General features: G+C 63.8%; 24 protein-coding genes. 9 read left to right on the top strand and 15 right to left on the bottom strand.

Going from position 1 to position 25,624, the window contains the following annotated elements; genetic code table 11:
* Positions 1-34: 34 nt before the first annotated feature.
* From glyS to IE100_RS00100, 5 genes are all read right to left on the bottom strand, one after another.
* Entirely contained in the window at positions 35-2,095 is a 2,061-nt protein-coding gene (gene glyS, locus IE100_RS00120; protein ID WP_373295285.1) for a glycine--tRNA ligase subunit beta, read from the bottom strand.
* A gap of 2 nt (positions 2,096-2,097) precedes the next feature.
* A complete protein-coding gene (locus IE100_RS00115; protein WP_189372037.1) occupies positions 2,098-2,568 on the bottom strand; it encodes a hypothetical protein in 471 nt (156 codons plus the stop codon).
* 1 nt (position 2,569) lies between these two features.
* Entirely contained in the window at positions 2,570-3,460 is an 891-nt protein-coding gene (glyQ, locus tag IE100_RS00110) for a glycine--tRNA ligase subunit alpha (RefSeq protein WP_189372036.1), read from the bottom strand.
* 116 nt (positions 3,461-3,576) lie between these two features.
* Positions 3,577-4,602: an L-threonine 3-dehydrogenase gene (gene tdh, locus IE100_RS00105; RefSeq protein WP_189372035.1), complete on the bottom strand. Its 1,026-nt coding sequence runs from the start codon at positions 4,600-4,602 to the stop codon at positions 3,577-3,579.
* 192 nt (positions 4,603-4,794) lie between these two features.
* The gene (locus tag IE100_RS00100; protein WP_189372034.1) at positions 4,795-5,994 is read right to left on the bottom strand and encodes a glycine C-acetyltransferase; all 1,200 of its coding nucleotides are present in this window, start codon (positions 5,992-5,994) and stop codon (positions 4,795-4,797) included.
* Between the two features lie 207 nt (positions 5,995-6,201).
* Between IE100_RS00100 and IE100_RS00095 the strand changes: the two genes are divergently transcribed.
* Positions 6,202-6,390: a hypothetical protein gene (locus IE100_RS00095; RefSeq protein WP_189372033.1), complete on the top strand. Its 189-nt coding sequence runs from the start codon at positions 6,202-6,204 to the stop codon at positions 6,388-6,390.
* Between the two features lie 47 nt (positions 6,391-6,437).
* Here the strand turns inward: IE100_RS00095 and hemB are convergent, their stop codons facing one another.
* The 6 genes from hemB to grpE all read right to left on the bottom strand — a co-directional run bounded on the left by hemB (position 6,438) and on the right by grpE (position 13,511).
* On the bottom strand, positions 6,438-7,436 hold the full coding sequence (gene hemB, locus IE100_RS00090) for a porphobilinogen synthase (RefSeq protein WP_189372032.1): 999 nt from the start codon (positions 7,434-7,436) through the stop codon (positions 6,438-6,440).
* A gap of 240 nt (positions 7,437-7,676) precedes the next feature.
* The gene (locus tag IE100_RS00085) at positions 7,677-7,862 is read right to left on the bottom strand and encodes a hypothetical protein (RefSeq protein WP_189372031.1); all 186 of its coding nucleotides are present in this window, start codon (positions 7,860-7,862) and stop codon (positions 7,677-7,679) included.
* Positions 7,863-7,932: 70 nt separating this feature from the next.
* Complete coding sequence (locus IE100_RS00080) at positions 7,933-9,423, bottom strand: alanine/glycine:cation symporter family protein (protein WP_189372030.1); 1,491 nt, start codon at positions 9,421-9,423, stop codon at positions 7,933-7,935.
* Positions 9,424-9,703: 280 nt separating this feature from the next.
* Positions 9,704-10,825, bottom strand: a complete 1,122-nt coding sequence (gene dnaJ / locus IE100_RS00075; protein WP_189372029.1) for a molecular chaperone DnaJ — start codon at positions 10,823-10,825, stop codon at positions 9,704-9,706.
* Between the two features lie 106 nt (positions 10,826-10,931).
* Positions 10,932-12,848 carry a molecular chaperone DnaK gene (dnaK, locus tag IE100_RS00070; protein WP_189372028.1) on the bottom strand — a complete coding sequence of 639 codons (1,917 nt, stop codon included), beginning with the start codon at positions 12,846-12,848 and terminating at the stop codon, positions 10,932-10,934.
* Positions 12,849-12,980: 132 nt separating this feature from the next.
* A complete protein-coding gene (gene grpE, locus IE100_RS00065) occupies positions 12,981-13,511 on the bottom strand; it encodes a nucleotide exchange factor GrpE (protein ID WP_189372027.1) in 531 nt (176 codons plus the stop codon).
* A gap of 230 nt (positions 13,512-13,741) precedes the next feature.
* Between grpE and IE100_RS00060 the strand changes: the two genes are divergently transcribed.
* Positions 13,742-13,933, top strand: coding sequence for a hypothetical protein (locus tag IE100_RS00060; protein ID WP_189372026.1), 192 nt, complete (start codon positions 13,742-13,744; stop codon positions 13,931-13,933).
* A complete protein-coding gene (aceA, locus tag IE100_RS00055; protein ID WP_189372025.1) occupies positions 13,930-15,228 on the top strand; it encodes an isocitrate lyase in 1,299 nt (432 codons plus the stop codon). Before IE100_RS00060 ends, aceA begins: the two co-directional genes overlap by 4 nt.
* A 243-nt stretch (positions 15,229-15,471) precedes the next feature.
* Here the strand turns inward: aceA and IE100_RS00050 are convergent, their stop codons facing one another.
* Together IE100_RS00050 and IE100_RS00045 are read right to left on the bottom strand one after the other, a co-directional pair.
* Positions 15,472-15,762, bottom strand: a complete 291-nt coding sequence (locus tag IE100_RS00050) for an RnfH family protein (RefSeq protein WP_189372024.1) — start codon at positions 15,760-15,762, stop codon at positions 15,472-15,474.
* Positions 15,755-16,192, bottom strand: a complete 438-nt coding sequence (locus tag IE100_RS00045) for a type II toxin-antitoxin system RatA family toxin (protein ID WP_189372023.1) — start codon at positions 16,190-16,192, stop codon at positions 15,755-15,757. The genes IE100_RS00050 and IE100_RS00045 overlap by 8 nt, the downstream gene beginning before the upstream one ends.
* A 149-nt stretch (positions 16,193-16,341) precedes the next feature.
* Here IE100_RS00045 and smpB point away from each other — a divergent pair, with 149 nt between their 5' ends.
* From smpB to IE100_RS00015, 6 genes are all read left to right on the top strand, one after another.
* The gene (gene smpB, locus IE100_RS00040) at positions 16,342-16,788 is read left to right on the top strand and encodes an SsrA-binding protein SmpB (RefSeq protein ID WP_047965770.1); all 447 of its coding nucleotides are present in this window, start codon (positions 16,342-16,344) and stop codon (positions 16,786-16,788) included.
* A gap of 3 nt (positions 16,789-16,791) precedes the next feature.
* Positions 16,792-17,118 carry a hypothetical protein gene (locus tag IE100_RS00035; RefSeq protein WP_189372022.1) on the top strand — a complete coding sequence of 109 codons (327 nt, stop codon included), beginning with the start codon at positions 16,792-16,794 and terminating at the stop codon, positions 17,116-17,118.
* An 87-nt stretch (positions 17,119-17,205) separates the two neighbouring features.
* On the top strand, positions 17,206-18,783 hold the full coding sequence (gene guaA / locus IE100_RS00030; RefSeq protein WP_189372021.1) for a glutamine-hydrolyzing GMP synthase: 1,578 nt from the start codon (positions 17,206-17,208) through the stop codon (positions 18,781-18,783).
* A 389-nt stretch (positions 18,784-19,172) separates the two neighbouring features.
* On the top strand, positions 19,173-20,021 hold the full coding sequence (serB, locus tag IE100_RS00025; RefSeq protein ID WP_189372020.1) for a phosphoserine phosphatase SerB: 849 nt from the start codon (positions 19,173-19,175) through the stop codon (positions 20,019-20,021).
* A 17-nt stretch (positions 20,022-20,038) separates the two neighbouring features.
* Positions 20,039-20,551 (top strand): PilZ domain-containing protein, encoded by a 513-nt coding sequence (locus tag IE100_RS00020; protein WP_189372019.1) that lies wholly within the window; start codon positions 20,039-20,041, stop codon positions 20,549-20,551.
* Entirely contained in the window at positions 20,548-22,413 is a 1,866-nt protein-coding gene (locus tag IE100_RS00015; protein ID WP_189372018.1) for a sensor domain-containing diguanylate cyclase, read from the top strand. Before IE100_RS00020 ends, IE100_RS00015 begins: the two co-directional genes overlap by 4 nt.
* Positions 22,414-22,458: 45 nt before the next feature.
* Here IE100_RS00015 and mpl read toward each other — a convergent pair whose 3' ends face one another.
* Both mpl and IE100_RS00005 read right to left on the bottom strand, forming a co-directional pair.
* Positions 22,459-23,838, bottom strand: a complete 1,380-nt coding sequence (gene mpl, locus IE100_RS00010) for a UDP-N-acetylmuramate:L-alanyl-gamma-D-glutamyl-meso-diaminopimelate ligase (RefSeq protein WP_189372017.1) — start codon at positions 23,836-23,838, stop codon at positions 22,459-22,461.
* A 96-nt stretch (positions 23,839-23,934) separates the two neighbouring features.
* A complete protein-coding gene (locus IE100_RS00005; RefSeq protein WP_189372016.1) occupies positions 23,935-25,329 on the bottom strand; it encodes a sodium:proton antiporter in 1,395 nt (464 codons plus the stop codon).
* Between the last annotated feature and the right edge of the window lie 295 nt (positions 25,330-25,624).

Genomic DNA, 25,624 nt, shown 5'->3' with positions numbered 1-25,624 from the left:
GTCAGGCGGGTGCTGGCGCCAGCGGCGCCAGTCCTTACTCGGCCAGCAGCGAGATGTCGGCCACGCGGTTGAACAGTGCGGCCAACCTTGCCAACAGCGCGATGCGGTTGCCGCGCACCGCCAGGTCGTCGGCCATCACCATCACGCCGTCGAAGAAGGCATCCACCGGTGCACGCAGCGAGGCGAGCTGGGTCAGCGCGCCGGCGAAGTCGTGGGCAGCGAACTTGGCGTCCACCGCCGGTGCCAGCGCTTCCACCGCCGCGAACAGCGCGCGCTCGGCGTCCTCGGCAAACAGCGCCGGGTTCACCGCGGCGATGTCGCCCTCGGTCTTCTTCAGGATGTTCTTCACGCGCTTGTTGGCTGCGGCCAACGTGGCCGCTTCCGGCAATGCCTTGAACTGCGCGACGGCAGCCAGGATGGCGCCGACTTCGTTCAGCTGCGTCGGCGCCAGCGCCAGCACGGCGTCGATCTCGTCGCCCTTGTAGTCGTTGGCGAGGTAGTTCTTCAGCCGTTCCAGGCAGAAGGCGTACACCTCGTCCACCACGGTGGCGGACAAGAGGCCGGCCGGGAAGGCGTCGGCGGCGTCGCTGATCAGCGCCTTCAGGTCCAGCGGCTGCTCCAGCACCATGCGCAGCACGCCCAGCGCGGCGCGGCGCAGCGCGAACGGATCCTTGTCGCCGGTCGGGATCAGGCCGATGCCCCAGATGCCGACGATGGTTTCCAGCTTGTCGGCCAGCGCCACCGCGGTGGCAATCTCGCCCTGCGGCAGGCTGTCACCGGCAAAGCGCGGGTGGTAGTGGCCCTCGATGGCGTCGGCCACCACCTCGTCCTCACCGTCCAGGCGCGCGTAGTAGCGGCCCATGATGCCCTGCAGCTCCGGGAATTCGCCGACCATGTCCGACACCAGATCGGCCTTGGCGAGGTAAGCGGCGCGGCCGGCCAGCGAGCTGTCGGCGCCCAGCTTGGCGGCAATCGCGGAGGCGATGCTGGTCAGGCGGGTGATGCGTTCCAGCTGGTTGCCGATCTTGTTGTGGTAGACCACGTGTTCCAGACGCGGCAGGCGGCTGTCGAGGCGGTGCTTCTGGTCCTGCTCGTAGAAGAACTTGGCGTCGGACAGGCGCGCGCGCAGCACGCGCTCGTTACCGCCGATGATGTAGCGCGGGTCGGCGGCTTCCAGGTTGGACACCAGCAGGAAGCGGTTCATCAGCTTGCCATCCGCATCAAGCAGCGGAAAGTACTTCTGGTTCTGCTGCATGGTCAGGATCAGGCATTCCTGCGGCACATTCAGGAACTCGGCCTCGAAGCCAGCCTCCAGCACCACTGGCCACTCCACCAGGCCGGTCACTTCATCGAACAAGGCGTCCGGCGCGGCGATGGTGGCGTTCAGCCTGGCGGCGGCGTGCGACAGGCGCTGGCGCACCAGTTCGCGGCGGGCGAGGAAGCTGGCGATCACCTTGCCCTCTTCCGCCAGCGTGCGCGGGTAGGCGTCGGCGCTCGGGATGCTCACCTCGCCGGCGGACAGGAAGCGGTGGCCGCGGGTGACGTTGCCGCTTTGCAGCCCCAGCACCTCGCCGGCGACGACCTGTTCGCCGTGCAGCATCATCAGGCCGTGTACCGGTCGCACGAACTGCACGTCGAGGTCGCCCCAGCGCATCAGCTTCGGCGCCGGCAGCTTTTTCAGCGCGGTGGCGACGATGCCGGACAGCACCGCGGACAGGCTCTCGCCGGCCTTGGTCGATTCATGGGCGTACACGTCCTGCTTGCCGTCGTGCACGGTGGTGAGCTGGCTCACTTCCACGCCGCAGGAGCGGGCGAAGCCGGCCAGTGCCGGGGTCGGCTGGCCGTCCTTCATGCCGCTGGCCACCGCCGGGCCGCGGCGCACGCTGTGCTGCTCGGGCTGGATGGCGGCGACGGACGGGATCTGCACCGCCAGACGGCGCGGGCTGGCGAACACGTGCGACTGCACGTTGCTGGCCACGAACTGCAGTTTTTTCAGTTCGTCGGTAATGGTGTCGGCAAAGCTGGCGGCCAGCTTTTCCAGTGCTTTCGGCGGCAGCTCTTCGGTGAGCAGCTCGATCAACAGGGTAGCAGTCATGGTCATTCAATCTTCAAGCTAGGAGCATTGGGGGCGAGTCGGCACACCAGGCGCAGCATGGTATCGGCCGTCGAATCGGCGACCACCGGCACGAAGGTCCAGTTGAAACGCTGCAACGGGAACATCTGCGTGTACACGTGCTGGCCGCTGGCGGTCCAGTACGAGGCGCCGATGAACGCATACTGGCGCGCATTGCAGTCGGCACGGCCTTCGAGGCGGCGGATGTGATAGCGGATGCCCAGCTCTTTCTGGGTCTTGCGCTCGCTGAACCGCTCCTGGTTGACGAAACGGACAAGGCCGTCCTTGACGTTGGCGATGGAAGCCAGCTCCAGCGACAGCTCCAGGCCGGTACCGCTCTGGTACACCTGGAACTCGCCTTCCGGTTGTGGCTCCGCCTGCTGACTGCGCACATACCAGCTGAGCGCGGCCAGCGTGGCCAACAGCACAAAGAACAGCGCTGCCCACGTCTTCATGTCAGTCTTTCTTGCACATCGGGAAGCCCAGCGCCTCGCGCGCGGCGTAGTAGGCTTGCGCCACGCCACGGGCCAGGTTGCGGATGCGGCCGATGTAGGCGGCGCGTTCGGTCACCGAGATGGCGCCGCGCGCGTCCAGCAGGTTGAAGGTGTGGCCGGCCTTCAGGATCATCTCGTAGCCCGGCAGCGGCAGGCCGGCCTCCAGCAGGCGCTTGGCCTCGGCTTCGTAGTCGCCGAACTGCTTGAACAGCAGCTCGACATTGCTGTGCTCGAAGGCAAAGCGCGACTGCTCGACCTCGTTCTGGAAGAACACGTCGCCGTAGGTGACCGGCGTGCCGTCCGGCAGGGTGGTCCACACCAGCTCGTACACGTTCTCGATGTCCTGCAGGTACATCGCCAGACGTTCCAGGCCGTAGGTGATCTCGCCCAGCACCGGCTTGCAATCGAGGCCGCCGACCTGCTGGAAGTAGGTGAACTGCGTCACTTCCATGCCGTTGAGCCACACTTCCCAGCCCAGACCCCAGGCGCCGAGGGTCGGATTTTCCCAGTCGTCCTCGACGAAACGGATGTCGTGCATGGTCGGATCGATGCCCAGCTCGCGCAGCGAGCCGAGGTACAGGTCCTGGATATTCGGTGGCGACGGCTTCAGTACCACCTGGAACTGGTGGTGCTGGAACAGGCGGTTGGGGTTCTCGCCGTAGCGGCCGTCTTTCGGGCGACGGCTGGGCTGCACGTAGGCGGCGTTCCACGGTTCCGGGCCGAGGGCGCGCAGGAAGGTGGCGGTATGCGAGGTGCCTGCGCCCACTTCGGTATCGTACGGCTGGAGCAAGGCGCAGCCCTGACGGTTCCAGTAGTGCTGCAGGGTGAGGATGATTTCCTGAAAAGTGAGCATGTCGCGGCGTTTCAAAGATGAAAAACAAGGCACGATTCTAACCGCATCGTGCCTTGCTCTGCCATCCATTGCGGCCAACCTTGTGCCAAAGGTTGGCCGCAAACATCATATTCCGCTTACTGCCAGTCCAGAATCACCTTGCCGCTCTGCCCGGACAGCATGGCGGCGAAGCCGGCTTCGAAATCGTCGACCTTGAAGTGGTGGGTGATGATCGGCGAAATATCCAGACCGGACTGGATCAGTGCCACCATCTTGTACCAGGTCTCGAACATCTCGCGACCGTAGATGCCCTTGATCTCCAGGCCCTTGAAGATCACCTGGTTCCAGTCGATCGAGGTGTTGGCCGGCGGGATACCCAGCAGCGCCACCTTGCCGCCGTGGTTCATCGTTTCCAGCATCTGGCGGAAGGCGTGCGGGTTGCCGGACATTTCCAGGCCCACGTCGAAGCCTTCGCTCATGTGCAGTTCCTGCATCACGGTTTTCAGGTCTTCGCGGCCGACGTTCACCGCGCGGGTGGCGCCCATCTTGCGCGCCAGATCGAGGCGGAAGTCGTTGACGTCGGTGATCACCACGTGGCGGGCGCCGACGTGCTTGGCAATCGCCACCGCCATGATGCCGATCGGGCCGGCGCCGGTGATCAGCACGTCCTCGCCGACCAGGTTGAACGACAGCGCGGTGTGCACCGCATTACCGAACGGGTCGAAGATCGAGGCCAGATCGTCGGAGATGTCGTCCGGGATCGGGAAGGCGTTGAAGGCCGGGATCACCAGGTATTCGGCAAACGCGCCTTCGCGGTTGACGCCGACGCCGGTGGTGTTGCGGCACAGGTGGCGACGGCCGGCGCGGCAGTTGCGGCAGTGGCCGCAGGTGATGTGGCCTTCGCCGGACACGCGCTGACCGATCTTGAAGCCCTGCACCTCCGAGCCCATGCCGGCGACCACACCGACGTACTCGTGGCCGACGTGCATCGGCACCGGGATGGTCTTCTGCGCCCACTCGTCCCAGTTCCAGATGTGGATGTCGGTGCCGCAGATCGCGGTCTTGCTGATCTTGATCAGCAGGTCGTTGTGGCCGACTTCCGGCATCGCAACGTCGGTCATGGACAGGCCGGGAGCGGCCTGCAGTTTGGCTAGTGCTTTCATTTCAGAGTCCCCTATTGCCACAGAATCCACAGAACAACACAGAAAACGCCTGGCCACGAAGCCCACGAAAGACACGAAGCTGCGCCGCACCATCACTCAAATGGCCGCTGCCAACCCGCTTTGCCGGTGTCTTCCGTGGTTTCGGTGGCGAATATTCTCGTGCCTTTTCGTGGCGTTCGTGGCCGAAAATAATCAGATCACGCCCAGTTCGCGGCCAACCTTGATGAAGGCGGCGACGGTGTGCTGTACCTGTTCCAGTGTATGGCCTGCTGACATCTGGGTGCGGATGCGCGCCTTGCCTTTCGGCACCACCGGGTAGGAGAAGCCGGTGACGAACACGCCCTCGGCCAGCAGCGCCGCGGCCATCTCGCCGGCCAGCTTGGCGTCGCCCAGCATCACCGGAATGATAGGGTGCTGGCCCGGCACCAGAGTGAAACCGGCCTCGCTCATCGCCTGACGGAAGTAGTCGGCGTTGCGCTTCAGGTTGGCGCGCAGCGCGGCGCCCTCTTCCGTGGCCAGGATCTGCAGCACCTTCACGCTGGCGGCGGCGATGGCCGGCGCCAGCGTGTTGGAGAACAGGTAGGGCCGCGAACGCTGGCGCAGCAGGTCGATGATGGGCTTGCGTCCGGAGACGTAGCCGCCGGAAGCACCGCCCAGCGCCTTGCCCAGCGTGCCGGTGTAGATGTCGACACGGTCGGCGACGCCGCACAGCTCCGGCGTGCCGGCACCGGTTTCGCCCATGAAGCCGACGGCGTGCGAATCGTCCACCATCACGATGGCGCCGTAGCGCTCGGCGACGTCGCACAGGGTCTTGAGGTCGGCAATGATGCCGTCCATCGAGAACACGCCGTCGGTGACGATCAGCTTGAAGCGGGCACCGGCCTCTTCGGCGGCCTTGAGCTGGGCTTCCAGATCGGCCATGTCGTTGTTCTTGTAGCGGAAACGCTTGGCCTTGCACAGGCGCACGCCGTCGATGATGGAGGCGTGGTTCAGCTCGTCGGAGATCACCGCGTCGTCTTCGGTGAGCAGGGTCTCGAATACGCCGCCGTTGGCGTCGAAGCAGCTGGAGTAGAGGATGGTGTCCTCGGTGCCGAGGAAGCCGGAAATCGCCGCCTCCAGGTCCTTGTGCACCTGCTGCGTGCCGCAGATGAAACGCACCGAGGCGCAGCCGTAGCCGTAGTCGTCCAGGCCCTGCTTCGCCGCCGCGATCAGGCGCGCGTCGTCGGCGAAGCCCAGGTAGTTGTTGGCACAGAAGTTCAGCACCTCGCGGCCGCCGGACAGGGTGATGTCGGCACGTTGCGGCGTGGCGATCACGCGCTCCGGTTTCTCGAAACCGTCGGCGCGGATTTGCGCCAGCGTGGCTTGCAGATGGGCGAGATAGGTGTGGTTCATGCGGGGGGCTTCCCTGTTGTTCAGCGTGGAGGCCGGTACGCCAAGCGGTGCCGGCAAGCGATGTTCTGTCACCATTCTAGACCCGCGCCGACGACATTATCAGGGACAGTTGCGCACGATTTTCACCGGGTGAGTGTTACCCCCGTCCGGCCGGCAATGGCACGGCTGTGCGACAATCCGCTTTCCATTCCCGCGCCGAACCCGACCGTGAACCGCCCCAGCTCTCCTGTGCCGCATTGCCGCGCCTGCGCCCACTACTACATCACCCACGACGCCCGCTTTCCCTACGGCTGCCGCGCGATGGACTTCAAGAGCAAGCGGCTGCCGCTGCAGGACGTGCGCGAGGCGACAGGGCGCGACTGCCTGACGTTCAGCGCCAAAACCACGCGCCCATGAAAAATGCGGCCAACGTTGGCCGCATTTTGCTGTGGAAGCTGCGCGTATCAGCGACGCAGCAGTCGCGCCGCGTCCAGCGCGAAGTAGGTGAGGATGCCGTCGGCGCCGGCGCGCTTGAAGGCGAGCAGGCTTTCCATCATGCACTTCTCTTCGTCCAGCCAGCCGTTCTGCGCGGCGGCTTTCAGCATCGCGTACTCGCCGGACACCTGGTAGGCGTAGGTCGGCACCTTGAAGGTGTCCTTGATGCGGCGGATCACGTCCAGGTAGGGCATGCCCGGCTTGATCATCACCATGTCGGCGCCCTCTTCCAGGTCCATCGCCACCTCCTGGATCGCCTCGTCGAGGTTGGCCGGGTCCATCTGGTAGGTGTACTTGTCGGCCTTGCCAAGGTTGGCCGCAGAGCCGACCGCATCGCGGAACGGGCCGTAGAAGGCCGACGCGTACTTGGCGCTGTAGGCCAGGATCCTGGTGTGGATGTAGCCGTCTTCTTCCAGCGCGCTGCGGATGGCGCCGATGCGGCCGTCCATCATATCGGACGGGCCGAGCACGTCGGCGCCGGCCTCGGCATGGCACAGCGCCTGCTGCACCAGCACTTCGGTGGTTTCGTCGTTCAGCACGTAGCCGCTGTCGTCGAGCAGGCCGTCCTGGCCGTGGATGGTGTACGGGTCGAGCGCGAGGTCGGTCATGACGCCCAGCTCCGGAAAGCGCGCCTTCAGCTCACGCACCACGGTCGGCACCAGCCCGTCCGGGTTGTAGGCTTCCTTGCCGGAATTGTCCTTGCCGGTTTCCACCACCGGGAAGATGGACAACATCGGGATGCCCAGCTGCAGCGCGTCTTCGGCGGTAAACAGCAGCTTGTCCAGGCTCTGGCGCACCACGCCCGGCATCGACGTCACCGCCTGCTCGCGCCCCTGCCCTTCCAGCACGAATACCGGATAGATCAGGTCGTTGGTGGTCAGCACGTTTTCGCGCATCAGGCGGCGGGAGAAGTCGTCACGGCGCATGCGACGCAGACGGGTCGCGGGGAAGTAGCGGTTGGCAAACATGAGGGTCTTTCGCGGCAAACGGTTCAGAAGGAAGGCGCTAACGATAGCAAGACTGGGACAGCGGGCACAGCAGAAGTTCAGCGGCATTTGCGGCAGCGCAAGCTTAGAGCCACTAACAAAACCCCTGATCCTGCGTTGCGCCTCCTTGCCGTACGACTGGTACTGTCTGCGTCGGCGCGCCTTGGCTCAGGTGCTCTGCGAGGTTTTGTTAGCGGCTCTTAACCGCAACGAAGCGGAGCGTCAGCGCGACGCCGCGTTCTCATCCTGCTCGGCCTGCTCGCGGCGGGCGTAGGTGCCCGGCGCCACGCCCGGCGGCAGCTCGATCGGCGGCTGTTTTTGCGACAGCCGCGCCAGGGTGCCGAGTACGGTGCCCAGCGGCGCGCCGATGATCACGATCCAGAACCAGGTGCTGTGCAGTAAATCCATGTCGGTGGTCCAAATGAAAAAACGCCGGGTTGCCCCGGCGTCAATGATGATGCGGATTACTGCAAGTCTATCAAACTCGGTCGTAGACCGGTTGACCGCCGTGCTTGCGCTCTTCTTCCAGATTGTCTTCCGACTGATGGCCGGTCCAGTAGTCGGCGCCCTTGATGCCCAGTTTTTCTGGGTGGAACACCGGATCCACACCTTTGGCCAGCTGTGCCTCGTAGTCGCGCAGTGCGATGAAGGCCGGCTTCTGCAGCAGCAGGATGGCGGCGATGTTCATCCATGCCATCATGCCGACACCGATATCACCCAGGCCCCAGGCCAGATCGGCAGTCTTCACGGTGCCGTATACCACGGTCGCCATGATGCCGACTTTCAGCACCAGCGTCAGCCAAGGACGGTTTACCTTGCGGCTCAGGTAGGCGATGTTGGTTTCGGCGATGTAGTAGTAGGCGATGATGGTGGTGAAGGCGAAGAAGAACAGTGCCACGGCCACGAAGATGGAGCCGAAACCAGGCATGATGTTTTCCATCGCGGTCTGCACGTAGCCAGGACCGGCTGCCACACCGGCGATACCGGTATGCAGAACCTGACCATCCGGGCCCTGTACGTTGTACTGGCCGGTAATCAGCAGCATGAAGGCGGTAGCGGAGCACACGAACAGGGTGTCGATGTAGACCGAGAACGCCTGTACCAGACCCTGCTTGGCAGGATGCGATACCGCAGCGGCGGACGATGCGTGCGGGCCGGTACCCTGACCAGCTTCGTTGGAGTACACGCCACGCTTCACGCCCCACTGGATCGCCATGCCGAGGATGGCACCGAAGCCAGCGTCAAAGCCGAATGCGCTCTTGAAGATCAGAGCCAGTACGTCAGGCAGCTGATGGATGTTCAGTGCCACGATCACGCAGGCCACCAGGATGTAACCCAGCGCCATGAACGGCACCACGATTTCGGCAAAGGAAGCGATACGCTTCACGCCACCGAAGATGATGAAGCCCAGCATCAGCGCCAGGATGGCGGCGGTCACGTTCGGGTCAATGCCCAGCGCGTTCTGCAGGCCGGCACCGATGGAGTTGGACTGGGTACCCGGCAGCAGCACGCCGCAGGCAAAGATGGTCGCGATGGCGAATACGATCGCGAACGGCTTCATGCCCAGGCCCTTCTCGATGTAGAAGGCTGGACCGCCGCGGTATTCACCGTTGATCTTTTCCTTGTAGATCTGGCCGAGCGTGGACTCGACGAAGGCCGAGCTGGCGCCCAGGAAGGCAACCATCCACATCCAGAACACGGCACCCGGGCCGCCGAAGGTGATCGCGGTGGCCACACCGGCGATGTTACCGGTACCGACACGGCCGGCCAGCGTCATGGCCAGCGCCTGGAACGACGACACGCCGCTGTCGCTGGACTTGCCGTCAAACATCAAACGGATCATTTCGCCGAAATGGCGGACTTGCGCAAAACGAGTGCGGATGGAAAAAAACAAACCAACGCCCAGGCAAAGGAAGATCAGTCCCTTGCTCCAGATCCAGCCATTCAGAAAATCAACTGCTGCCTGCATGTTTACTCCTCAGTTTCAAGGGAGGGTCAGTACCCGCTCCGACGGTGTTGTGGCCACCACAGCCCAGTAAGCTGTAGCGTGCTATCGCACAGGTCATGCGCCTGTTTCGCGAGAGCAGAACATTACTGAAACAAGTTCCGCGTGAACAGTGGCCTGGATACATTAGCCATTATTTGTCCGACAATCCGCAAAATAACGGCACATCCTTGCGCCAAAAAACAAAACACGCCGTCAAACTTGCTTGACGGCGTGCCCTTGAAACCGCTGAAAGCGATGCTGATCAGCCAAAAAAGTCTTTCAGTTTGTCCATGAACGAGTTGGCGCGCGGGTTGTGCGTCGCAACATCGCCCTGGCTGATGGCCTCGAACTCGCGCAGCAATTCCTTTTGCCGTTCGGTGAGGCTGACCGGCGTTTCGACGATGACGTGGCACATCAGGTCGCCGACGTCATGGCCGCGCACCGATTTCACGCCCTTGCCGCGCACGCGGTAGACCTTGCCGCTCTGCGTTTCCGCCGCGATCTTGACCTTGACCATGCCGTCCAGGGTCGGGATCTCCACCTCGCCGCCCAGCGCCGCGGTGGCGAAGCTGATCGGCATTTCGCAATGCAGGTCCATGCCGTCGCGCTCGAACACGCTGTGCTTCTTGATGTGGGTGACCACGAACAGGTCGCCGGCCGGACCGCCGTTCTGGCCCGGTTCGCCTTCGCCGGACAGGCGAATGCGGTCGCCCTCGTCCACGCCGGCCGGGATCTTCACGTTCAGCGTCTTGTGCGTCTTCACCTGGCCCGCGCCGTGGCACTTGTGGCACGGATCGGTGATCTGCTTGCCACTGCCGTGGCAGGTCGGGCAGGTCTGCTGGATGGAGAAGAAGCCCTGGCTCATGCGCACCTGGCCGTGACCGCCGCAAGTGGTGCAGGTCTTGGGCTGGGTGCCCGGCTTGGCGCCGGAGCCGTGGCACACGTCGCAGTTTTCATGCGACGGGATGCGGATCTGCTTCTCGCAGCCGCGCGCCGCCTCTTCCAGCGTGATCTCCATGTTGTAGCGCAGGTCGGAGCCGCGATACACATTGGAACGGCCACCGCCGCCGCCACGCTGGCCGCCGAAGATGTCGCTGAAGATGTCGCCGAAATCGAAGCCGCCAAAGCCGGCACCGCCGCCGCCCATGCCGGCCTGCGGGTCTACCCCGGCGTGGCCGTACTGGTCGTAGGCGGCACGTTTCTGGCCGTCGGACAGGATTTCGTACGCGGCCTTGACCTCCTTGAACTTTTCTTCGGCGTCCTTGCTGTCCGGATTACGGTCCGGGTGGTACTTCATCGCCAGCTTGCGATAGGCCTTCTTGATGTCGTCGTCCGACGCATCGCGATTGACGCCCAGTACCTCGTAAAAGTCCTTTTTAGCCATGCTGTCTCACCAGTGCGCCCAACCGCAAAAGGTTGGCCGCAAGTTTTACCAATGAAAAAGCACAGCGCCCGCGCGCGAGCCCTGTGCCTTGTCTTCCGTCAGCCGATTACTTGTCTTTCTTCACTTCTTCGAACTCGGCGTCGACCACGTTGCCGTCGTCCTGCTTGCCTGCGTCCGCTTCGGTGTTGGCGGCACCTTCCGCACCCTGCGCCGCGTACATCTGCTCGGCCAGTTTGTGCGATGCCTTCATCAGCACTTCGATCTTGGCATCGATGGCCTCCTTGTCGTCGCCCTTGACCACTTCTTCCGCCTCTTTCAGCGCGGCTTCGATCGCGGTCTTCTCTTCGGCGGAGATCTTGTCGCCGTGCTCGGCCAGCGACTTCTTCACGCTGTGGATCAGGCCTTCACCCTGGTTGCGGGCCTGTACCAGCTCGTGCAGCTTCTTGTCCTCTTCCGCGTTCAGCTCGGCGTCGCGCACCATCTGCTGGATTTCGTCTTCGGACAGACCGGAGGAGGCCTGGATGGTGATGTTGGCCTGCTTGCCGGTGGCCTTGTCCTTGGCGGACACGTGCAGGATGCCGTTGGCGTCGATGTTGAATTCCACTTCGATCTGCGGCACGCCACGGGCGGCGGCAGGGATGTCACCCAGGTTGAACTGGCCCAGCGACTTGTTGGCGGAAGCCTTCTCGCGCTCGCCCTGCAGCACGTGGATGGTCACCGCGGTCTGGTTGTCTTCGGCAGTGGAGAACACCTGCGACGCCTTGGTCGGGATGGTGGTGTTCTTCTGGATCAGCTTGGTCATGATGCCGCCCATGGTTTCGATACCCAGCGACAGCGGGGTCACGTCCAGCAGCAGCACGTCCTTGCGATCGCCGGACAGTACCGAACCCTGGATCGCGGCGCCCACGGCCACGGCTTCGTCCGGGTTCACGTCACGACGTGGCTCCTTGCCGAAGAAGGCCTTCACGGCTTCCTGTACTTTCGGCATGCGGGTCTGACCGCCGACCAGGATCACGTCGGTGATGTCGGCCAGCGATACGCCTGCGTCTTTCAGTGCCACTTTGCAAGGCTCGATGGAGCGCTGTACCAGGTCGTCGACCAGGCTTTCGAACTTGGCGCGGGTGATCTTCATCGCCAGGTGCTTCGGACCGGTAGCGTCCATGGTGATGTACGGCAGGTTCACTTCGGTCTGGGTCGCGGACGACAGCTCGATCTTGGCTTTCTCGGCAGCCTCTTTCAGACGCTGCAGGGCCATCACGTCGTTCTTCAGATCGACGCCCTGGTCCTTCTTGAACTCGGTCACGATGTAGTCGATCAGGCGCTGGTCGAAGTCTTCGCCGCCCAGGAAGGTGTCACCGTTGGTGGACAGCACTTCGAACTGGTGCTCGCCGTCCACGTCGGCGATTTCGATGATGGACACGTCGAAGGTACCGCCGCCCAGGTCATAGACGGCGATCTTGCGGTCGCCTTCCTGCTTGGCCAGGCCAAAGGCCAGCGCGGCCGCGGTCGGTTCGTTGATGATGCGCTTCACGTCCAGACCGGCGATGCGGCCGGCGTCCTTGGTCGCCTGACGCTGGCTGTCGTTGAAGTAGGCCGGCACGGTGATCACCGCTTCGGTCACTTCTTCGCCCAGATAGTCTTCGGCAGCCTTCTTCATCTTGCGCAGCACTTCGGCGGAGATTTGCGGCGGCGCCATTTCCTTGTCGCGCACCTGTACCCACGCATCGCCGTTACCGGCCTTCTTGATCTGGAAAGGCATCAGGTCGATGTCTTTCTGCACTTCCTTGTCTTCGAAACGACGACCGATCAGGCGCTTCACCGCGTACAGGGTGTTCTTCGGGTTGGTCACCGCCTGACGCTTGGCCGGCGCACCGACCAGGATTTCGCCGTCTTCCATATAAGCAATGATGGACGGGGTGGTACGCGCGCCTTCGGCGTTCTCGATCACCAGCGGGTTGCCGTTCTCGACAACGGCCACGCAGGAGTTGGTGGTGCCCAGGTCAATACCGATAATTTTGCCCATAGTGCTGAATCCTTTCGATTTGATCTCGATTTAATCTGTTTGCTTGCCCGTCGCAGCCCGTGGTGCGCCGGGGGGTTGTCTTGCCAGATATTGGCTATTTCCGCGTTTTCAAGAGGGTTAGTCGTCGCAATCTCAGCTCTTGGGCTTGGCGACCACCACCATCGCCGGACGCAGCACGCGATCGGCGATCAGATACCCTTTTTGCATTACGCGCACCACCGAATTCGGCTCGGCGTCGGACTCTTCGGTGCTGATGGCCTGGTGGCGATGCGGGTCCAGCTTCTCGCCCAGCGGGTTGATTTCGCTGATCTGGCCCTTCTCGAAGGCGGCCAGCAGCTGCTTCAGCGTCAGGTCGACGCCGAATTTGAGGTTTTCGAACTGGCCGGACTGGTCCAGAAGCGCCATTTCCAGGCTGTCCTTGACCGCGATGAGTTCGGAGGCGAATTTTTCGATGGCAAACTTTTGTGCCTTGGCCACTTCTTCCACGCCACGACGGCGCTGGTTTTCAGTTTCGGCCTTGGCGCGCAAAAACTGCTCTTTCATTTCTGCTAGTTCAACTTCCAGCTGGGCGACACGCTCCGCGTCACTGACGACGGCGCCTTCGGCCGGGTTGGCAACTTGCTCAAGCACTTCTTCCGCTTGGGGATTTTGATTTTCCTGCATGATCGCTTCCGTTTGGCTGAATTCACAAAGACCTCAGGTAAATAAGGCCAAGCCGTCCGTTTTCAAGATCTTCCCCACAATAAGTAAATGGTCATTTAGTTACTTTTATTTTCGTTAACGATCAGGATCGGCGCCCGGCCGAGATTCATTTTTGTGCACCTTTGTTAGCTTTTGAAAACAAAGGATTTTTTTGTGCTGCAGTGCACACAACGCAATTTTTTTATGCTTAAATGATTCCACAACAGCGCTACTGCACGGCCCGCCAGCACTGGATCCGGGGCGGTTTCCGGCAGTCAGACCCGCCACCAGAACAGGCGGGTCAGCAACGCACCAAGACCGGCATCACCGGCCTGCAGCAAGAGAAACTGGGAGCGCCGGTTTATCCGGCAAAACGAAACTATCAAGTGAAGGGTTTACCATGACTACTCGCGAACAACGTATCGCCGCCATCCAGCACGACTGGGATACCAACCCGCGCTGGAAAGGCATCAAACGTGGCTACACCGCTGCTGACGTTGAGCGCCTGCGCGGCTCCGTACAGGTAGAGCACACCCTGGCCCGCAACGGTGCCGAGAAGCTGTGGAATCTGGTGAACAACGAGCCGTACATCAACTGTCTGGGCGCGCTGACCGGCGGTCAGGCGATGCAGCAGGTGAAGGCCGGCATCAAGGCGATCTACCTGTCCGGCTGGCAGGTTGCCGCCGACAACAACGAATACTCCGCCATGTACCCGGACCAGTCGCTGTACCCGGTGGACTCGGTGCCGAAGGTGGTCGAGCGCATCAACAACGCCTTCACCCGCGCCGACGAAATCCAGCACTCCAAGGGCCTGGAAAAAGGCGATGCCGGTTTCGTTGACTACTACGCACCGATCGTGGCCGACGCCGAAGCCGGTTTCGGCGGCGTGCTGAACGCCTACGAGCTGATGAAGGCGATGATCCGCGCCGGCGCCGGTGGCGTGCACTTCGAAGACCAGCTGGCCTCCGTGAAGAAGTGCGGCCACATGGGCGGCAAGGTCCTGGTACCGACCCAGGAAGCGGTACAGAAGCTGATCGCCGCGCGTATGGCTGCCGACGTCTACGGCGTGCCGACCCTGGTGATCGCCCGTACCGACGCCGAAGCCGCCGACCTGCTGACCAGCGACTACGACGAGAACGACAAGCCGTTCCTGACCGGCGAACGCACCGCAGAGGGCTTCTACAAGACCAAGAAGGGTCTGGAGCAAGCCATCAGCCGCGCCGTGGCCTACGCCGACTACGCCGACCTGGTATGGTGCGAGACCGGTACCCCGGATCTGGAGTTTGCCCGCCGCTTCGCCGAAGCCGTGCACGCCAAGCATCCAGGCAAACTGCTGGCCTACAACTGCTCGCCGTCCTTCAACTGGAAGAAAAACCTGGACGATGCCACCATCGCCAAATTCCAGCGCGAGCTGGGCGCCATGGGCTACAAGTACCAGTTCATCACTTTGGCCGGTATCCACTCCATGTGGTACAACATGTTCGATCTGGCGCAGGACTACGTGGCACGCGGCATGTCCGCCTACGTGGAGAAGGTGCAGGAGCCGGAATTCGCGGCCCGCGACCGCGGCTACACCTTCGTGTCGCACCAGCAGGAAGTCGGCACCGGCTACTTCGACGACATCACCACCGTGATCCAGGGCGGCAAGTCCTCAGTGACCGCGCTGACCGGCTCCACCGAAGAAGAACAGTTCCACTAAGCGTTCGACTTTACGGCACCTCGACCCTGCCGTCTGCGTCAAACAGCCCCGCCCGACACTGCCCGCAGTGTCCGTGCGCGGGGCAACCAGACCGCCTGCAACCCTGTTGCGGGCGGTTTGCTTTTTTGCCGCCGACACCAGCACCGTACCGACAAGCACCGGAGCGCTCAGAAACGACAACGCCAGCGGCAAGCCGCTGGCGTATTCAAGGTTGGCCGCAAGCACCGGCGGCCGTGCGCCCCGCTACTCCGCCTTGCCGGCCTCGGCCCGGCGGCGGCGCACCTCCTTCGGATCGGCCTGCAGCGGGCGGTAGATCTCCACGCGGTCGCGGTCGCGCAGCACGTGCTCCGCCGGCACCGCCTTGCCGAACACGCCCAGCTGCAAGCGCGTAAGGTCGATGTCCGGAAACTCGCCGGCGATACCGGACTGCAGCACCGCCTCGCGCGCGGTGGTGCCGGCCGGCAGCGACAGTTTGACGATCAGCTGCCGCTCCGGTCGCGCGTAGGCGACCTCCAACTGCAGCCACTCAGTCATCGCCGTACACCCTGTCGGCTTCCTTGATGAAGGCATCGACCAGCGTGCCGGAGATGTGGCCGAACACCGGCCCGATCAGCGTCTCCAGGATCTTGCTGGAGAACTCGTAGCTGAGGCGGAACTCCACCTTGCAGCCGACATCGCCCAGCGGCAGGAAGTACCAGCGCCCCTGCAGGTGCTTGAACGGCCCGTCCACCAGTTCCATCAGGATGCTGCTGTACGGCTCGTTCACATTGCGGGTGGTGAAGTGCTGCCGCACCTTGAGGTAGTCGATGTGCAGGCTGGCGACCAGCTGGTCGCCGTCGCGGGAGTGCTCCTCCCCCTTGCTGCACCACGGTAAAAAGCGCGGGTAGTGCGCCACGTCGTCCACCAGGCGGAACATCTGTTCCGGGGTGTGGGCGACCAGGACATTTTTCTCGACAACTTGCATGATGAAAACTGTGTGGAGGTCCGTAAAAGGCCGGCGCGGCGGCAACGCAAGGTTGGCCGCAGCAAGCCCATGAATTTTCGATACTTTGGCGATGCGCTTTGTTCTGGTAGAATACCGGGTTTACTGCTTCGTCTTTCCGCCACGCCGCCATGAGCATCATCGACAACCGCAAAGCGTTTCACGATTACTTCATCGAAGAAAACATCGAGGCCGGTCTGGTACTGGAAGGCTGGGAAGTCAAAGCCATCCGCGCCGGTCGCGTGCAGCTGAAAGAAAGCTACGTCATTTACCGCAACGGCGCATTCTACCTCGTCGGCTGCCATATTACCGCACTGCAATCCGCGTCGACCCACATCAAGCCCGATCCGATCCGCGACCGCAAGCTGCTGCTGAAGCAGGAACAGATCAGCCGCCTGATCGGCAAGGTCGAGCGCGCCGGCTACACCATCGTGGCGCTGAACCTGCACTACAGCAAAGGCAACATCAAGGTCGACATCGGCCTCGCCAAGGGCAAGAAGCAGCACGACAAGCGCCAGTCGGAAAAGGAACGCGAATGGGCGCGCGAGAAGCAGCGCCTGATGCGCGACAAGGGCTGAACCATGAAACCCAGCGCCACCCTGGCCTTCGTCCTCATCATCCTCGGCGCCCTGTGGCTGCTGAAAAGCACCGCGCTGCTGCCGGACACCACCACGCTGCTGGCCATCCTGCTGGCCGGCGCCGGCGCCGGCCTGCTGCTGATCGACGGCATCACCAAGTCCAGCATTGTGACCAACCCGATGCTGATCTATACCGGTGCGGCCATCTACCTGTTTGACACCAGCAGGCTGCGCCTGAGCCACAGCCTGGCACTGGGCATGATCCTGCTTGGCCTCCTGATGCTGATCGCGCGCAGCGACCGCATCCCGGAGCGGCGCCCGAGAAAGTGAGCGGCAACCCGCACTTGCCGTCGCACGGAATTAACGCATTCAAATCCGACTGGTGACCCGACCAGTCTTTTACATTCAAGGACAGTCATGGACAAAATCCTCATCCTCGATTTCGGCTCCCAGGTTTCCCAGCTGATCGCCCGCCGCGTGCGCGAAGCGCACGTCTACTGCGAACTGCACCCGTTCGACATGCCGCTGGCCGACATCCAGGCCTTCGCCCCGAAGGCCATCATCCTGTCCGGCGGCCCGAACTCGGTGTACGAATCCGACTACCAGGCTGATCCTGCCATCTTCTCGCTCGGCCTGCCGGTGCTGGGCATCTGCTACGGCATGCAGTTCATGGCGCAAAGCCTGGGCGGCAAGGTCGAGGCCGGCGACACCCGCGAATTCGGCTACGCCGAAATCCAGGCCCGCCACCACTCCAAGATCCTGGAAGGACTGCAGGACCGCGTGGACGACGCCGGCAACGGCTTCCTCGACGTGTGGATGAGCCACGGCGACAAGGTGACTGAGCTGCCGGCCGGCTTCAACGTCATCGCCGAGACCCCGTCCTGCCCGATCGCCGCGATGGCCGACGAGGACCGCGGCTTCTACGCGGTACAGTTCCACCCGGAAGTAACCCACACCAAGCGCGGCACCGAGATGCTGCACCGCTTCGTGCTGCACGTGGCCGGCGCCAAGCCGTCCTGGACCATGCCGAACTACATCGAGGAAGCGGTACAGAAGATCCGCGAGCAGGTCGGTGACGAAGAAGTCATCCTCGGCCTGTCCGGCGGCGTGGACTCCTCCGTTGCCGCCGCGCTGATCCACCGCGCCATCGGCGACCAGCTGACCTGCGTCTTCGTCGACCACGGCCTGCTGCGCCTGAACGAAGGCAAGATGGTGATGGAGATGTTCGCGCAGAACCTGGGCGTGAAGGTGATCCAGGTCGACGCCAGCGAACAGTTCATGGGCAAGCTCGCCGGCGAATCCGACCCGGAGAAGAAACGCAAGATCATCGGCGCCGAGTTCGTGGAAGTGTTCCAGCGTGAATCCGGCAAACTGGTCAACGCCAAGTGGCTGGCCCAGGGCACCATCTACCCGGACGTGATCGAGTCCGCCGGCGCCAAAACCGGCAAGGCCCACGCGATCAAGAGCCACCACAACGTCGGCGGCCTGCCGGACGACATGAACCTCAAGCTGCTGGAACCGCTGCGCGACCTGTTCAAGGACGAAGTGCGCCAGCTGGGCGTGGCACTAGGCCTGCCGCACGACATGGTCTACCGCCACCCGTTCCCGGGCCCGGGCCTGGGCGTGCGCATCCTCGGCGAAGTGAAAATGGAATATGCCGACCTGCTGCGCCGCGCCGACGCCATCTTCATCGAAGAGCTGCGCAACACCGTCGACGAGAAAACCGGCAAGAACTGGTACGAGCTGACCAGCCAGGCCTTTGCCGTGTTCCTGCCGGTGAAATCGGTGGGCGTGATGGGCGACGGCCGCACCTACGACTACGTGTGCGCACTGCGCGCGGTGGTAACCAGCGACTTCATGACCGCCCACTGGGCGGAGCTGCCGTACAGCCTGCTCGGCCGCGTCTCCAACCGCATCATCAACGAAGTCCGCGGCCTCAACCGCGTGGTCTACGATGTGAGCGGCAAGCCGCCGGCAACCATCGAGTGGGAGTGATCTGACGCTGCCCGCCGGCTGACGACGGACAACGCCACACCCTGCCACCCCGCGCCACGGCGCGGGGTTTTTTGCGCCCGGCGGCCGGGCATAACGAGCCCCGGCCGACCCGTATTCACCCTGCCCGGAATCTTGCGGGCATGCGGTAATGAATCGCCGCCGCAGTGGACTGAGGGCGGCAATGCGCATTTCATGACCATTATCCCCGGCCATTCAGGAGAAATAGCATGTCCCTATCCAGCCCTCTGCTTGCCTCCGCCCTGACCGCCGTCATCGCCATGAGTGCGCCCGCCCCGGCTGGCTGTCGCCGGACGCGCTGATCAGGCGCCAGTACCGGCTGTGACATGGCATAATCGTCGGCACCGTTCACTCTCGACCCCTGCCCACGCATGAGCACGCCACAGACCCTGGTATTACAAGCCCTCACCCTCGACCAAGCCCGCCTCACCGAGCTGGCCGCCCTGTCCGGCGCCGGTGACAGCCGCAGCGTTGCGGCCAACGTTGTGCGTCTGGACGGTGTCGATCCCGCCCGCCGCGAGCTGGTGCTGGCGCGCGCCGAGCGCCTGAGCGTGGACGCCAACTACGTCGACAGCGCGCGCCGCTTTGCCGATTTCGGGCTGCTGGTCTCGGACATGGATTCGACGCTGATCACCATCGAGTGCATCGACGAGATCGCCGATATGCAGGGGCTGAAGCCGCAGGTGGCGGCCATCACCGAGCGCTCGATGCGCGGCGAGCTGGACTTCAGCGAATCGCTGAAGGCGCGCGTCGCGCTGCTGGCCGGGCTGCCGGAAACGGCGCTGGCCAGCGTCTACAATGAGCGCCTGCAGCTGATGCCCGGCGCCCGCGAGCTGCTGGCCGCCTGTCGCGAGCACGGCGTGAAATTCATGCTGGTTTCCGGCGGCTTCACCTACTTCACCGAGCGGCTGAAGGCGGAGCTGAACCTCGACTACTGCCACGCCAACCAGCTGGAAATCGTCGACGGCAAACTCACCGGCCGCATCGTCGGCGACATCGTCGACGGTAGCGCCAAGCGCCAGCTGCTGATCGCGCAGCGCGAGGCGCTGGGCCTGCGCGCCGACCAGGTGATCGCCATCGGCGACGGCGCCAACGACCTGCTGATGCTGGCCGAGGCAGGTGTCGGCGTCGCCACCCACGCCAAGCCGGTGGTGCGCGCCCAGGCCCGCTACACCCTCAACCACGTCGGACTGGATGGCATCCGCCACCTGTTCCTGTAGCCAGCGGCCAACCTTGTATGCCACTGCCCGAACTGGACACCGTCTACTTTGACAGCTGCTTCCCGCTGCGCTTCCACCCGGCACCGGACGCGGCCACCCGCCACGCCGCGCAGCTGGAAACCGGCCTCGCGCTGGCGGTGCTCGCCGCGCCGCAGGACCAGGACAGCGACGGCAGCCCCCTGCTGCAACGGCTGGAGGCCAAGCTCGACTTCGTGCTGGAGCTGGGCCTGCTGGCGCGCTACCCGCAACTGCCGCTATCCCGCCCCTGCCGCATCGGGCTGGAGGCGGTGGCGTGGCAGGACGAACAGGCCGCCGCGCCCGGTGACAGCGGCCTGCTGCAACTGCATCCGCACGCGCCGTCCGGCTGCCCGCTGTACCTGTTTGTGACCATAGCAGCCAGCGAGGCCGGCCCCGACGGCTACCGGCACCTGGCCCGGCTGCAGCCGCTGCGCCACGACAACGACACCCGCCGCTGGGAGCGCTGGGTGTTCCAGCAGCATCGCCAGCACATCGGCAAGGGCAAGGCATGACGCAGCCCCTGCCCCCGGAACAGCACGCACCGGAAGCGCAGCGCGCGCGACGCCTGCTGCGCCTGTCGTGGGTGCTGGCGCTCCTGGTACTGGCGGTGATGTGGGGTGGCGTGATCGAGGGACTGCGCCAGCGCCAGTCGCTGCTCAGCGCCCAGCAACAGACGCAGCAGGCCGAATGGCTGCGCCTGTCCAGCGCGGCGGTGGATGACCGCCTGCGCAATCTGTACAAGGAATTGCAGCTGTTCGCCAACGACCAGCCCAGCCTGGCCCGCGACGCCACCCAGCTGTTCCCGCTGCAGGACGGCAAGCTGTGGCTGGTGGACACCACCCGGCAACAGCCGCTGCGCGGGCAGCAGCCACTGAGCGCGCCTGCCGCGCAGCAAGTGCGGCAATGGCTGCAAAGCCCGGCGGTCCACCCGGCGCTGACCGTGCTGCCGCTGCCGGTAATCGACAAACACCCCGGTAACAGCGAGCTGCTGCAGGTGGTCTTGCCGCTGTGCGACCTGCAGCGCTGCCACAGCGCGCTCACCGGCTTCCTGCGCGTCAGCGAACTGCTGGACCCGGAACAGCTGGTGGATCACCCCGCCTACGCCGTGCTCGACATCAACGGCAGCGTTCTGGCCAGCAATGGCAGCATGGATTTCAACGGCCACAACCTGACCCAGGTCGCCACCACCCGCCTGAGCCAGGTGCCGCTGCTGCTGGCGGCCAACTACCGCAGCAGCCAGATCATCCGCAGCTTCAACCTGTTCGCGCTGAGCCTGCTCGGTGTCGCGCTGGTGCTCAGCTGCCTGTTGTTGCTGCTGATGTGGCGCATCAGCCAGATCCTGCTGCACGTCGAGCACAGCAGCAGCCAGTTCAGCCACGCGCAGCAGCTGCTGGCGCTGACCAACAGCAGCCTGCGCGACAAGATGCGCACCCTGATCGACGAACAGCGCGACCAGCAGACGCTGATCGAAACGGTGCAGGTCGGCGTGCTGATCGTCGACGCCGGCGAGCTGTCCATCCTCACCAGCAACGATGCCGCCGCGCGCATGCTGGGCATGTCGCGGCAGATGCTGCAGCGGCAGACGCTGCCGGCGCTGTTCCACAATCCGCAGCGCTGCGAGGAGCTGCTGGCGGTGCTGCAGGAACAGCAGATCGTCACCGACCGCGAAGCGCAGCTCAACAACCACAACCACAAGGTCTGCTGGAGCATGACCTCGATGCGTTACCTGCAATTCCGCGAACGCCACGCCATTGCCGTCAGCCTGATCGACATCACTGAGCGCATCGCCCACGCCCAGCGGCTGCAGGACGAGAAGCAGGCCACCGAACGCGCACTGGCGCAGCTGCAGGCCACCCAGCACGAGCTGTACCAGCGCGCCACGCTGGACGACCTCACCGGGCTGGCCAATCGCCGCCACTTCCTGTCCTTCGCCGGCAAGGCGCTGGAGCGCGCACGGCTGGCCGACGACACCGTCGCCGTGGCGCTGATCGACCTCGACCACTTCAAGAACATCAACGACCGCTACGGCCACGCCGCCGGCGACGCCGCGCTGCAACACTTCGCCAGCAACCTGCGCACGGCACTGCCAAACAGCGCGATGGCCGGGCGCATGGGCGGCGAGGAGTTTGCGCTGCTGCTGCCGGATACATCTCTAGGCGAGGCGCACGCCATCGTCGACGTGCTGCGCAACGGCATCGCCGCGCAGTCGTTCCACACCGACGGCCAGTTGCTGCAGCTGACCTTCTCCGCCGGCGTCGCCGCCAGCCGCAACGGCCACACGCACGACCTGTCCGAGCTGCTGAAACAGGCCGACAAGGCGCTGTATCGCGCCAAGGCCAACGGCCGCAACTGCGTGGAAAGCATCGCGCCATAAAAAACGCCAGACCTCGGTCTGGCGTTTTTGTTTGCAACAGGATGTTCAGCCAGCCAGCGCGCTCAGCAACTTGCCGTGAATGCCGCCAAAGCCGCCGTTGCTCATCACCAGCACCTGGTCGCCGTCGCGCGTCTCGGTCACGATGGCGGCCACCAGCGCGTCGATGTCGTCGAAGCAGCGCGCCTTGGCGCCCAGCGGCGCCAGCGCTTCGGCCACGCTCCAGCCCAGATCGGCCGCGCCGTAGCAGAACACTTCGTCGGCCTCAGCCAGCGAGCCCGGCAGCGCCGCCTTCATGGTGCCCAGCTTCATGGTGTTGGAGCGCGGCTCCAGCACCGCCAGGATGCGGGTATTGCGGCCAACCTTGTGGCGCAGGCCGGCGATGGTGGTGGTGATGGCGGTGGGGTGATGGGCGAAGTCGTCGTACACGGTCACGCCGCGCACGCTGCCTTTCACTTCCATGCGCCGCTTCACGCTCTTGAAGCGCGACAGCGCGTCGATGGCCACTGCCGGCGTGACGCCCACGTGACGCGCGGCGGCAATGGCCGCCACCGCGTTCAGGCGGTTGTGTTCGCCCGGCACGTCCCACTGCACGCGGCCAAGCCGCTCGCCGTGCAGCAGCACGTCGAAGCTGCCGTCGGCATCCGCCGCGCCGGCCTGCCAGCCGGCATCGCTGCCGAACGGTTCCACCGGTGTCCAGCAGCCACGCGCCAGCACCCGCTGCAGGCTGGCCTCGCGGCCATTGCTCACGATCAGGCCGTTGCCGGGCACGGTGCGCACCAGGTGGTGGAACTGGGTTTCGATGGCGGCCAGATCGGCAAAGATGTCGGAGTGGTCGAACTCCAGGTTGTTCAACACCGCGGTGCGCGGGTGGTAGTGCACGAACTTGCTGCGCTTGTCGAAGAAGGCGGTGTCGTATTCGTCGGCCTCGATCACGAAGAACGGGCTCACGCTGGCCGCATCCTGGCGCGGAGTGCCCGGCAGGCGCGCGGAGATGCCGAAGTTTTCCGGAATGCCGCCGATCAAGAAGCCCGGCTCCAAGCCGGCATCCTGCAGGATCCACGCCAGCATCGAGGTGGTAGTGGTCTTGCCGTGGGTACCGGCCACCGCCAGCACCCATTTTTCGTGCAGCACGTTCTCGGCCAGCCACTGCGGGCCGGAGATGTACGGCAGGCCGCGATTCATGATCTCTTCCATCAGCGGCTTGCCGCGCGTCACCACGTTGCCGATCACGAACACGTCGGCGCCGATGTCGGCCTGCTCGGCACCAAAGCCCTGCAGCAGCTCGATGCCCATGGCTTCCAGCTGGGTGCTCATCGGCGGGTAAACGTTGGCGTCGCAACCGGTGACCTTGTGGCCGGCGGCCTTGGCGATGGCGGCGATACCGCCCATGAAGGTGCCGCAGATACCGAGGATATGGATGTGCATGACAGAATCGCGAAAACGGAAAAACAGCAAGGATACCGGATTTCAAGCAAAAAAGGCTGCCACAGCGGGCAGCCTTGATCGCGCAAGATGCTTGGCTTACAGCACGATCAGCGTCAGCAACAGGAACAGCGGCAGCAGGATGCCGAACGACCAGGCCATGTAGCCGAAGAAGCTGGGCATCGCGATACCGCGCTGCTGGGCGATGGCCTTGACCATGAAGTTGGGTGCGTTGCCGATATAGGTGCACGCACCCATGAACACGGCACCCATCGAGATCGCCAGCAGCGTCGGTGCCAGTGGCCCCATCAGCGTGGCCGCATCGCCCGATGCCAGATTGAAGAACACCAGATAAGTCGGCGCGTTGTCGAGGAAACTGGACAGCAGGCCGGTCAGCCAGAAATACATCACATTGTCCGGGGTGCCTTGTGCGGTGGTCACCAGCTGCACCAGACCAGCCAGCGCGCCCTGCTCGCCGGCCTGCAGCACCGCCAGCACCGGCCCGATGGTAATGAAGATGCCGGCGAACAGCTTGCCCACTTCCAGCATCGGATCCCAGTTGAACTCGTTGCCTTCACGGATGGCTTGCGGCGTCAGCCACAGCGACAGCGCGGCGATGCCCAACAACAGCAGGTCGCGCACCAGGTTCTGCAACGCCACCGGCGTACCCATGACGTCGAATACCACACCCGGTTTCCAGATACCAGACAGCAGTACCGCCGCAATCACCGCACCCAGCAAGGGCAGATTCTGCAGACCACTGATGCGAAGCGGCGAGTCTGGCGTCCGGTCACGCGGCAGCACGCCTTCTTTGCGGAACAGGTAGCTGTCTATCGTATAGAAAATCAGCAGCAAGGCCAGCGCCATCAACAGGACCGGCAGCGCCATCGCCTGCAGCGTCCAGCCGAAATCGACGCCTTTCAGGAAGCCGAGGAACAGTGGCGGATCGCCCAGCGGCGTCAGGCCGCCGCCGATATTGGCGACCAGGAAGATGAAAAAGACCACCACGTGAACATTGTGGCGACGGTTGTCGTTGGCCTTGATCAACGGCCGGATCAGCAGCATCGCCGCCCCGGTGGTTCCCATGACCGAGGCCAGCACCGTGCCCAGCGCCAGCAGGCCGGTATTCAGCGCCGGCGAGCCGTGCAGATTGCCCGCCACCAGAATGCCGCCGGACACCGTGTACAGCGCGAACAGCAGCACCACGAAGGGAATGAACTCGGCCAGCATCGCGTGCACCACTAGCCCGGCCGCAGTGGCACCGCCAAAGCTCAGCGTGAAGGGCAGAAGGAACAATAGGGTCCAGCCGGCGGTGATCTTGCCGAAGTGATGGTGCCAGAACTCCGGCGCCACGATCGGAAACAAGGCAATCGACAGCAGAATGCCGGCGAAGGGAACGCCCCACAACAGGCTCAGGCTGGCGCCATCCAGTGCAGCCGCATGGGCCAGCAACGGCGTACAGCACAGCATGATCAGGGCAATCAGACGGGACATTTTTTCTCCTCTTGGCCGGTATCGCTATAGCGGTTTCTGTGCAAGGCACGCCGACCGTACAGCAAACAACGTGTGTTGACTCTAGTTATTCAAATCAGCCTTACTAGACTAATTTTTCACAAAAAGATTCAACCGATCTTGCTGTTTCAACACAACTGATGACATAGGAGTTTAATGGGATCGTGGGAACTAACAATCACAGAACCATTTGGAAGCGCCCCCAAGGTTGGCCGCAAAGCCAAGCCCGGCCGTCAGGCCGGGCTTTCCATGTTCCGTATTCGAGCGCGCCACAAAG

The organism is Vogesella alkaliphila (genome assembly GCF_014652475.1).
In the GTDB taxonomy this organism is placed as follows: domain Bacteria; phylum Pseudomonadota; class Gammaproteobacteria; order Burkholderiales; family Chromobacteriaceae; genus Vogesella; species Vogesella alkaliphila.
Note: the sequence above shows the minus strand (reverse complement) of the source record. Positions and strands in the feature narration are given on the sequence as shown.

What these genes read in the sequence shown, in the direction of transcription:
- guaA (WP_189372021.1), top strand. Translation starts at nt 17,206, where the DNA reads ATGGACAAAATCCTCATCCTCGATTTCGGCTCCCAGGTTTCCCAGCTG.
- IE100_RS00035 (WP_189372022.1), top strand. Translation starts at nt 16,792, where the DNA reads ATGAAACCCAGCGCCACCCTGGCCTTCGTCCTCATCATCCTCGGCGCC.
- IE100_RS00115 (WP_189372037.1), bottom strand. Translation starts at nt 2,568, where the DNA reads ATGAAGACGTGGGCAGCGCTGTTCTTTGTGCTGTTGGCCACGCTGGCC.
- dnaK (WP_189372028.1), bottom strand. Translation starts at nt 12,848, where the DNA reads ATGGGCAAAATTATCGGTATTGACCTGGGCACCACCAACTCCTGCGTG.
- IE100_RS00050 (WP_189372024.1), bottom strand. Translation starts at nt 15,762, where the DNA reads ATGACTGAGTGGCTGCAGTTGGAGGTCGCCTACGCGCGACCGGAGCGG.
- dnaJ (WP_189372029.1), bottom strand. Translation starts at nt 10,825, where the DNA reads ATGGCTAAAAAGGACTTTTACGAGGTACTGGGCGTCAATCGCGATGCG.
- tdh (WP_189372035.1), bottom strand. Translation starts at nt 4,602, where the DNA reads ATGAAAGCACTAGCCAAACTGCAGGCCGCTCCCGGCCTGTCCATGACC.
- IE100_RS00085 (WP_189372031.1), bottom strand. Translation starts at nt 7,862, where the DNA reads ATGGATTTACTGCACAGCACCTGGTTCTGGATCGTGATCATCGGCGCG.
- IE100_RS00045 (WP_189372023.1), bottom strand. Translation starts at nt 16,192, where the DNA reads ATGCAAGTTGTCGAGAAAAATGTCCTGGTCGCCCACACCCCGGAACAG.
- IE100_RS00005 (WP_189372016.1), bottom strand. Translation starts at nt 25,329, where the DNA reads ATGTCCCGTCTGATTGCCCTGATCATGCTGTGCTGTACGCCGTTGCTG.
- smpB (WP_047965770.1), top strand. Translation starts at nt 16,342, where the DNA reads ATGAGCATCATCGACAACCGCAAAGCGTTTCACGATTACTTCATCGAA.
- glyS (WP_373295285.1), bottom strand. Translation starts at nt 2,095, where the DNA reads ATGACTGCTACCCTGTTGATCGAGCTGCTCACCGAAGAGCTGCCGCCG.
- serB (WP_189372020.1), top strand. Translation starts at nt 19,173, where the DNA reads ATGAGCACGCCACAGACCCTGGTATTACAAGCCCTCACCCTCGACCAA.
- IE100_RS00060 (WP_189372026.1), top strand. Translation starts at nt 13,742, where the DNA reads ATGATTCCACAACAGCGCTACTGCACGGCCCGCCAGCACTGGATCCGG.
- grpE (WP_189372027.1), bottom strand. Translation starts at nt 13,511, where the DNA reads ATGCAGGAAAATCAAAATCCCCAAGCGGAAGAAGTGCTTGAGCAAGTT.
- glyQ (WP_189372036.1), bottom strand. Translation starts at nt 3,460, where the DNA reads ATGCTCACTTTTCAGGAAATCATCCTCACCCTGCAGCACTACTGGAAC.
- IE100_RS00080 (WP_189372030.1), bottom strand. Translation starts at nt 9,423, where the DNA reads ATGCAGGCAGCAGTTGATTTTCTGAATGGCTGGATCTGGAGCAAGGGA.
- mpl (WP_189372017.1), bottom strand. Translation starts at nt 23,838, where the DNA reads ATGCACATCCATATCCTCGGTATCTGCGGCACCTTCATGGGCGGTATC.
- IE100_RS00015 (WP_189372018.1), top strand. Translation starts at nt 20,548, where the DNA reads ATGACGCAGCCCCTGCCCCCGGAACAGCACGCACCGGAAGCGCAGCGC.
- IE100_RS00020 (WP_189372019.1), top strand. Translation starts at nt 20,039, where the DNA reads ATGCCACTGCCCGAACTGGACACCGTCTACTTTGACAGCTGCTTCCCG.
- aceA (WP_189372025.1), top strand. Translation starts at nt 13,930, where the DNA reads ATGACTACTCGCGAACAACGTATCGCCGCCATCCAGCACGACTGGGAT.
- hemB (WP_189372032.1), bottom strand. Translation starts at nt 7,436, where the DNA reads ATGTTTGCCAACCGCTACTTCCCCGCGACCCGTCTGCGTCGCATGCGC.
- IE100_RS00100 (WP_189372034.1), bottom strand. Translation starts at nt 5,994, where the DNA reads ATGAACCACACCTATCTCGCCCATCTGCAAGCCACGCTGGCGCAAATC.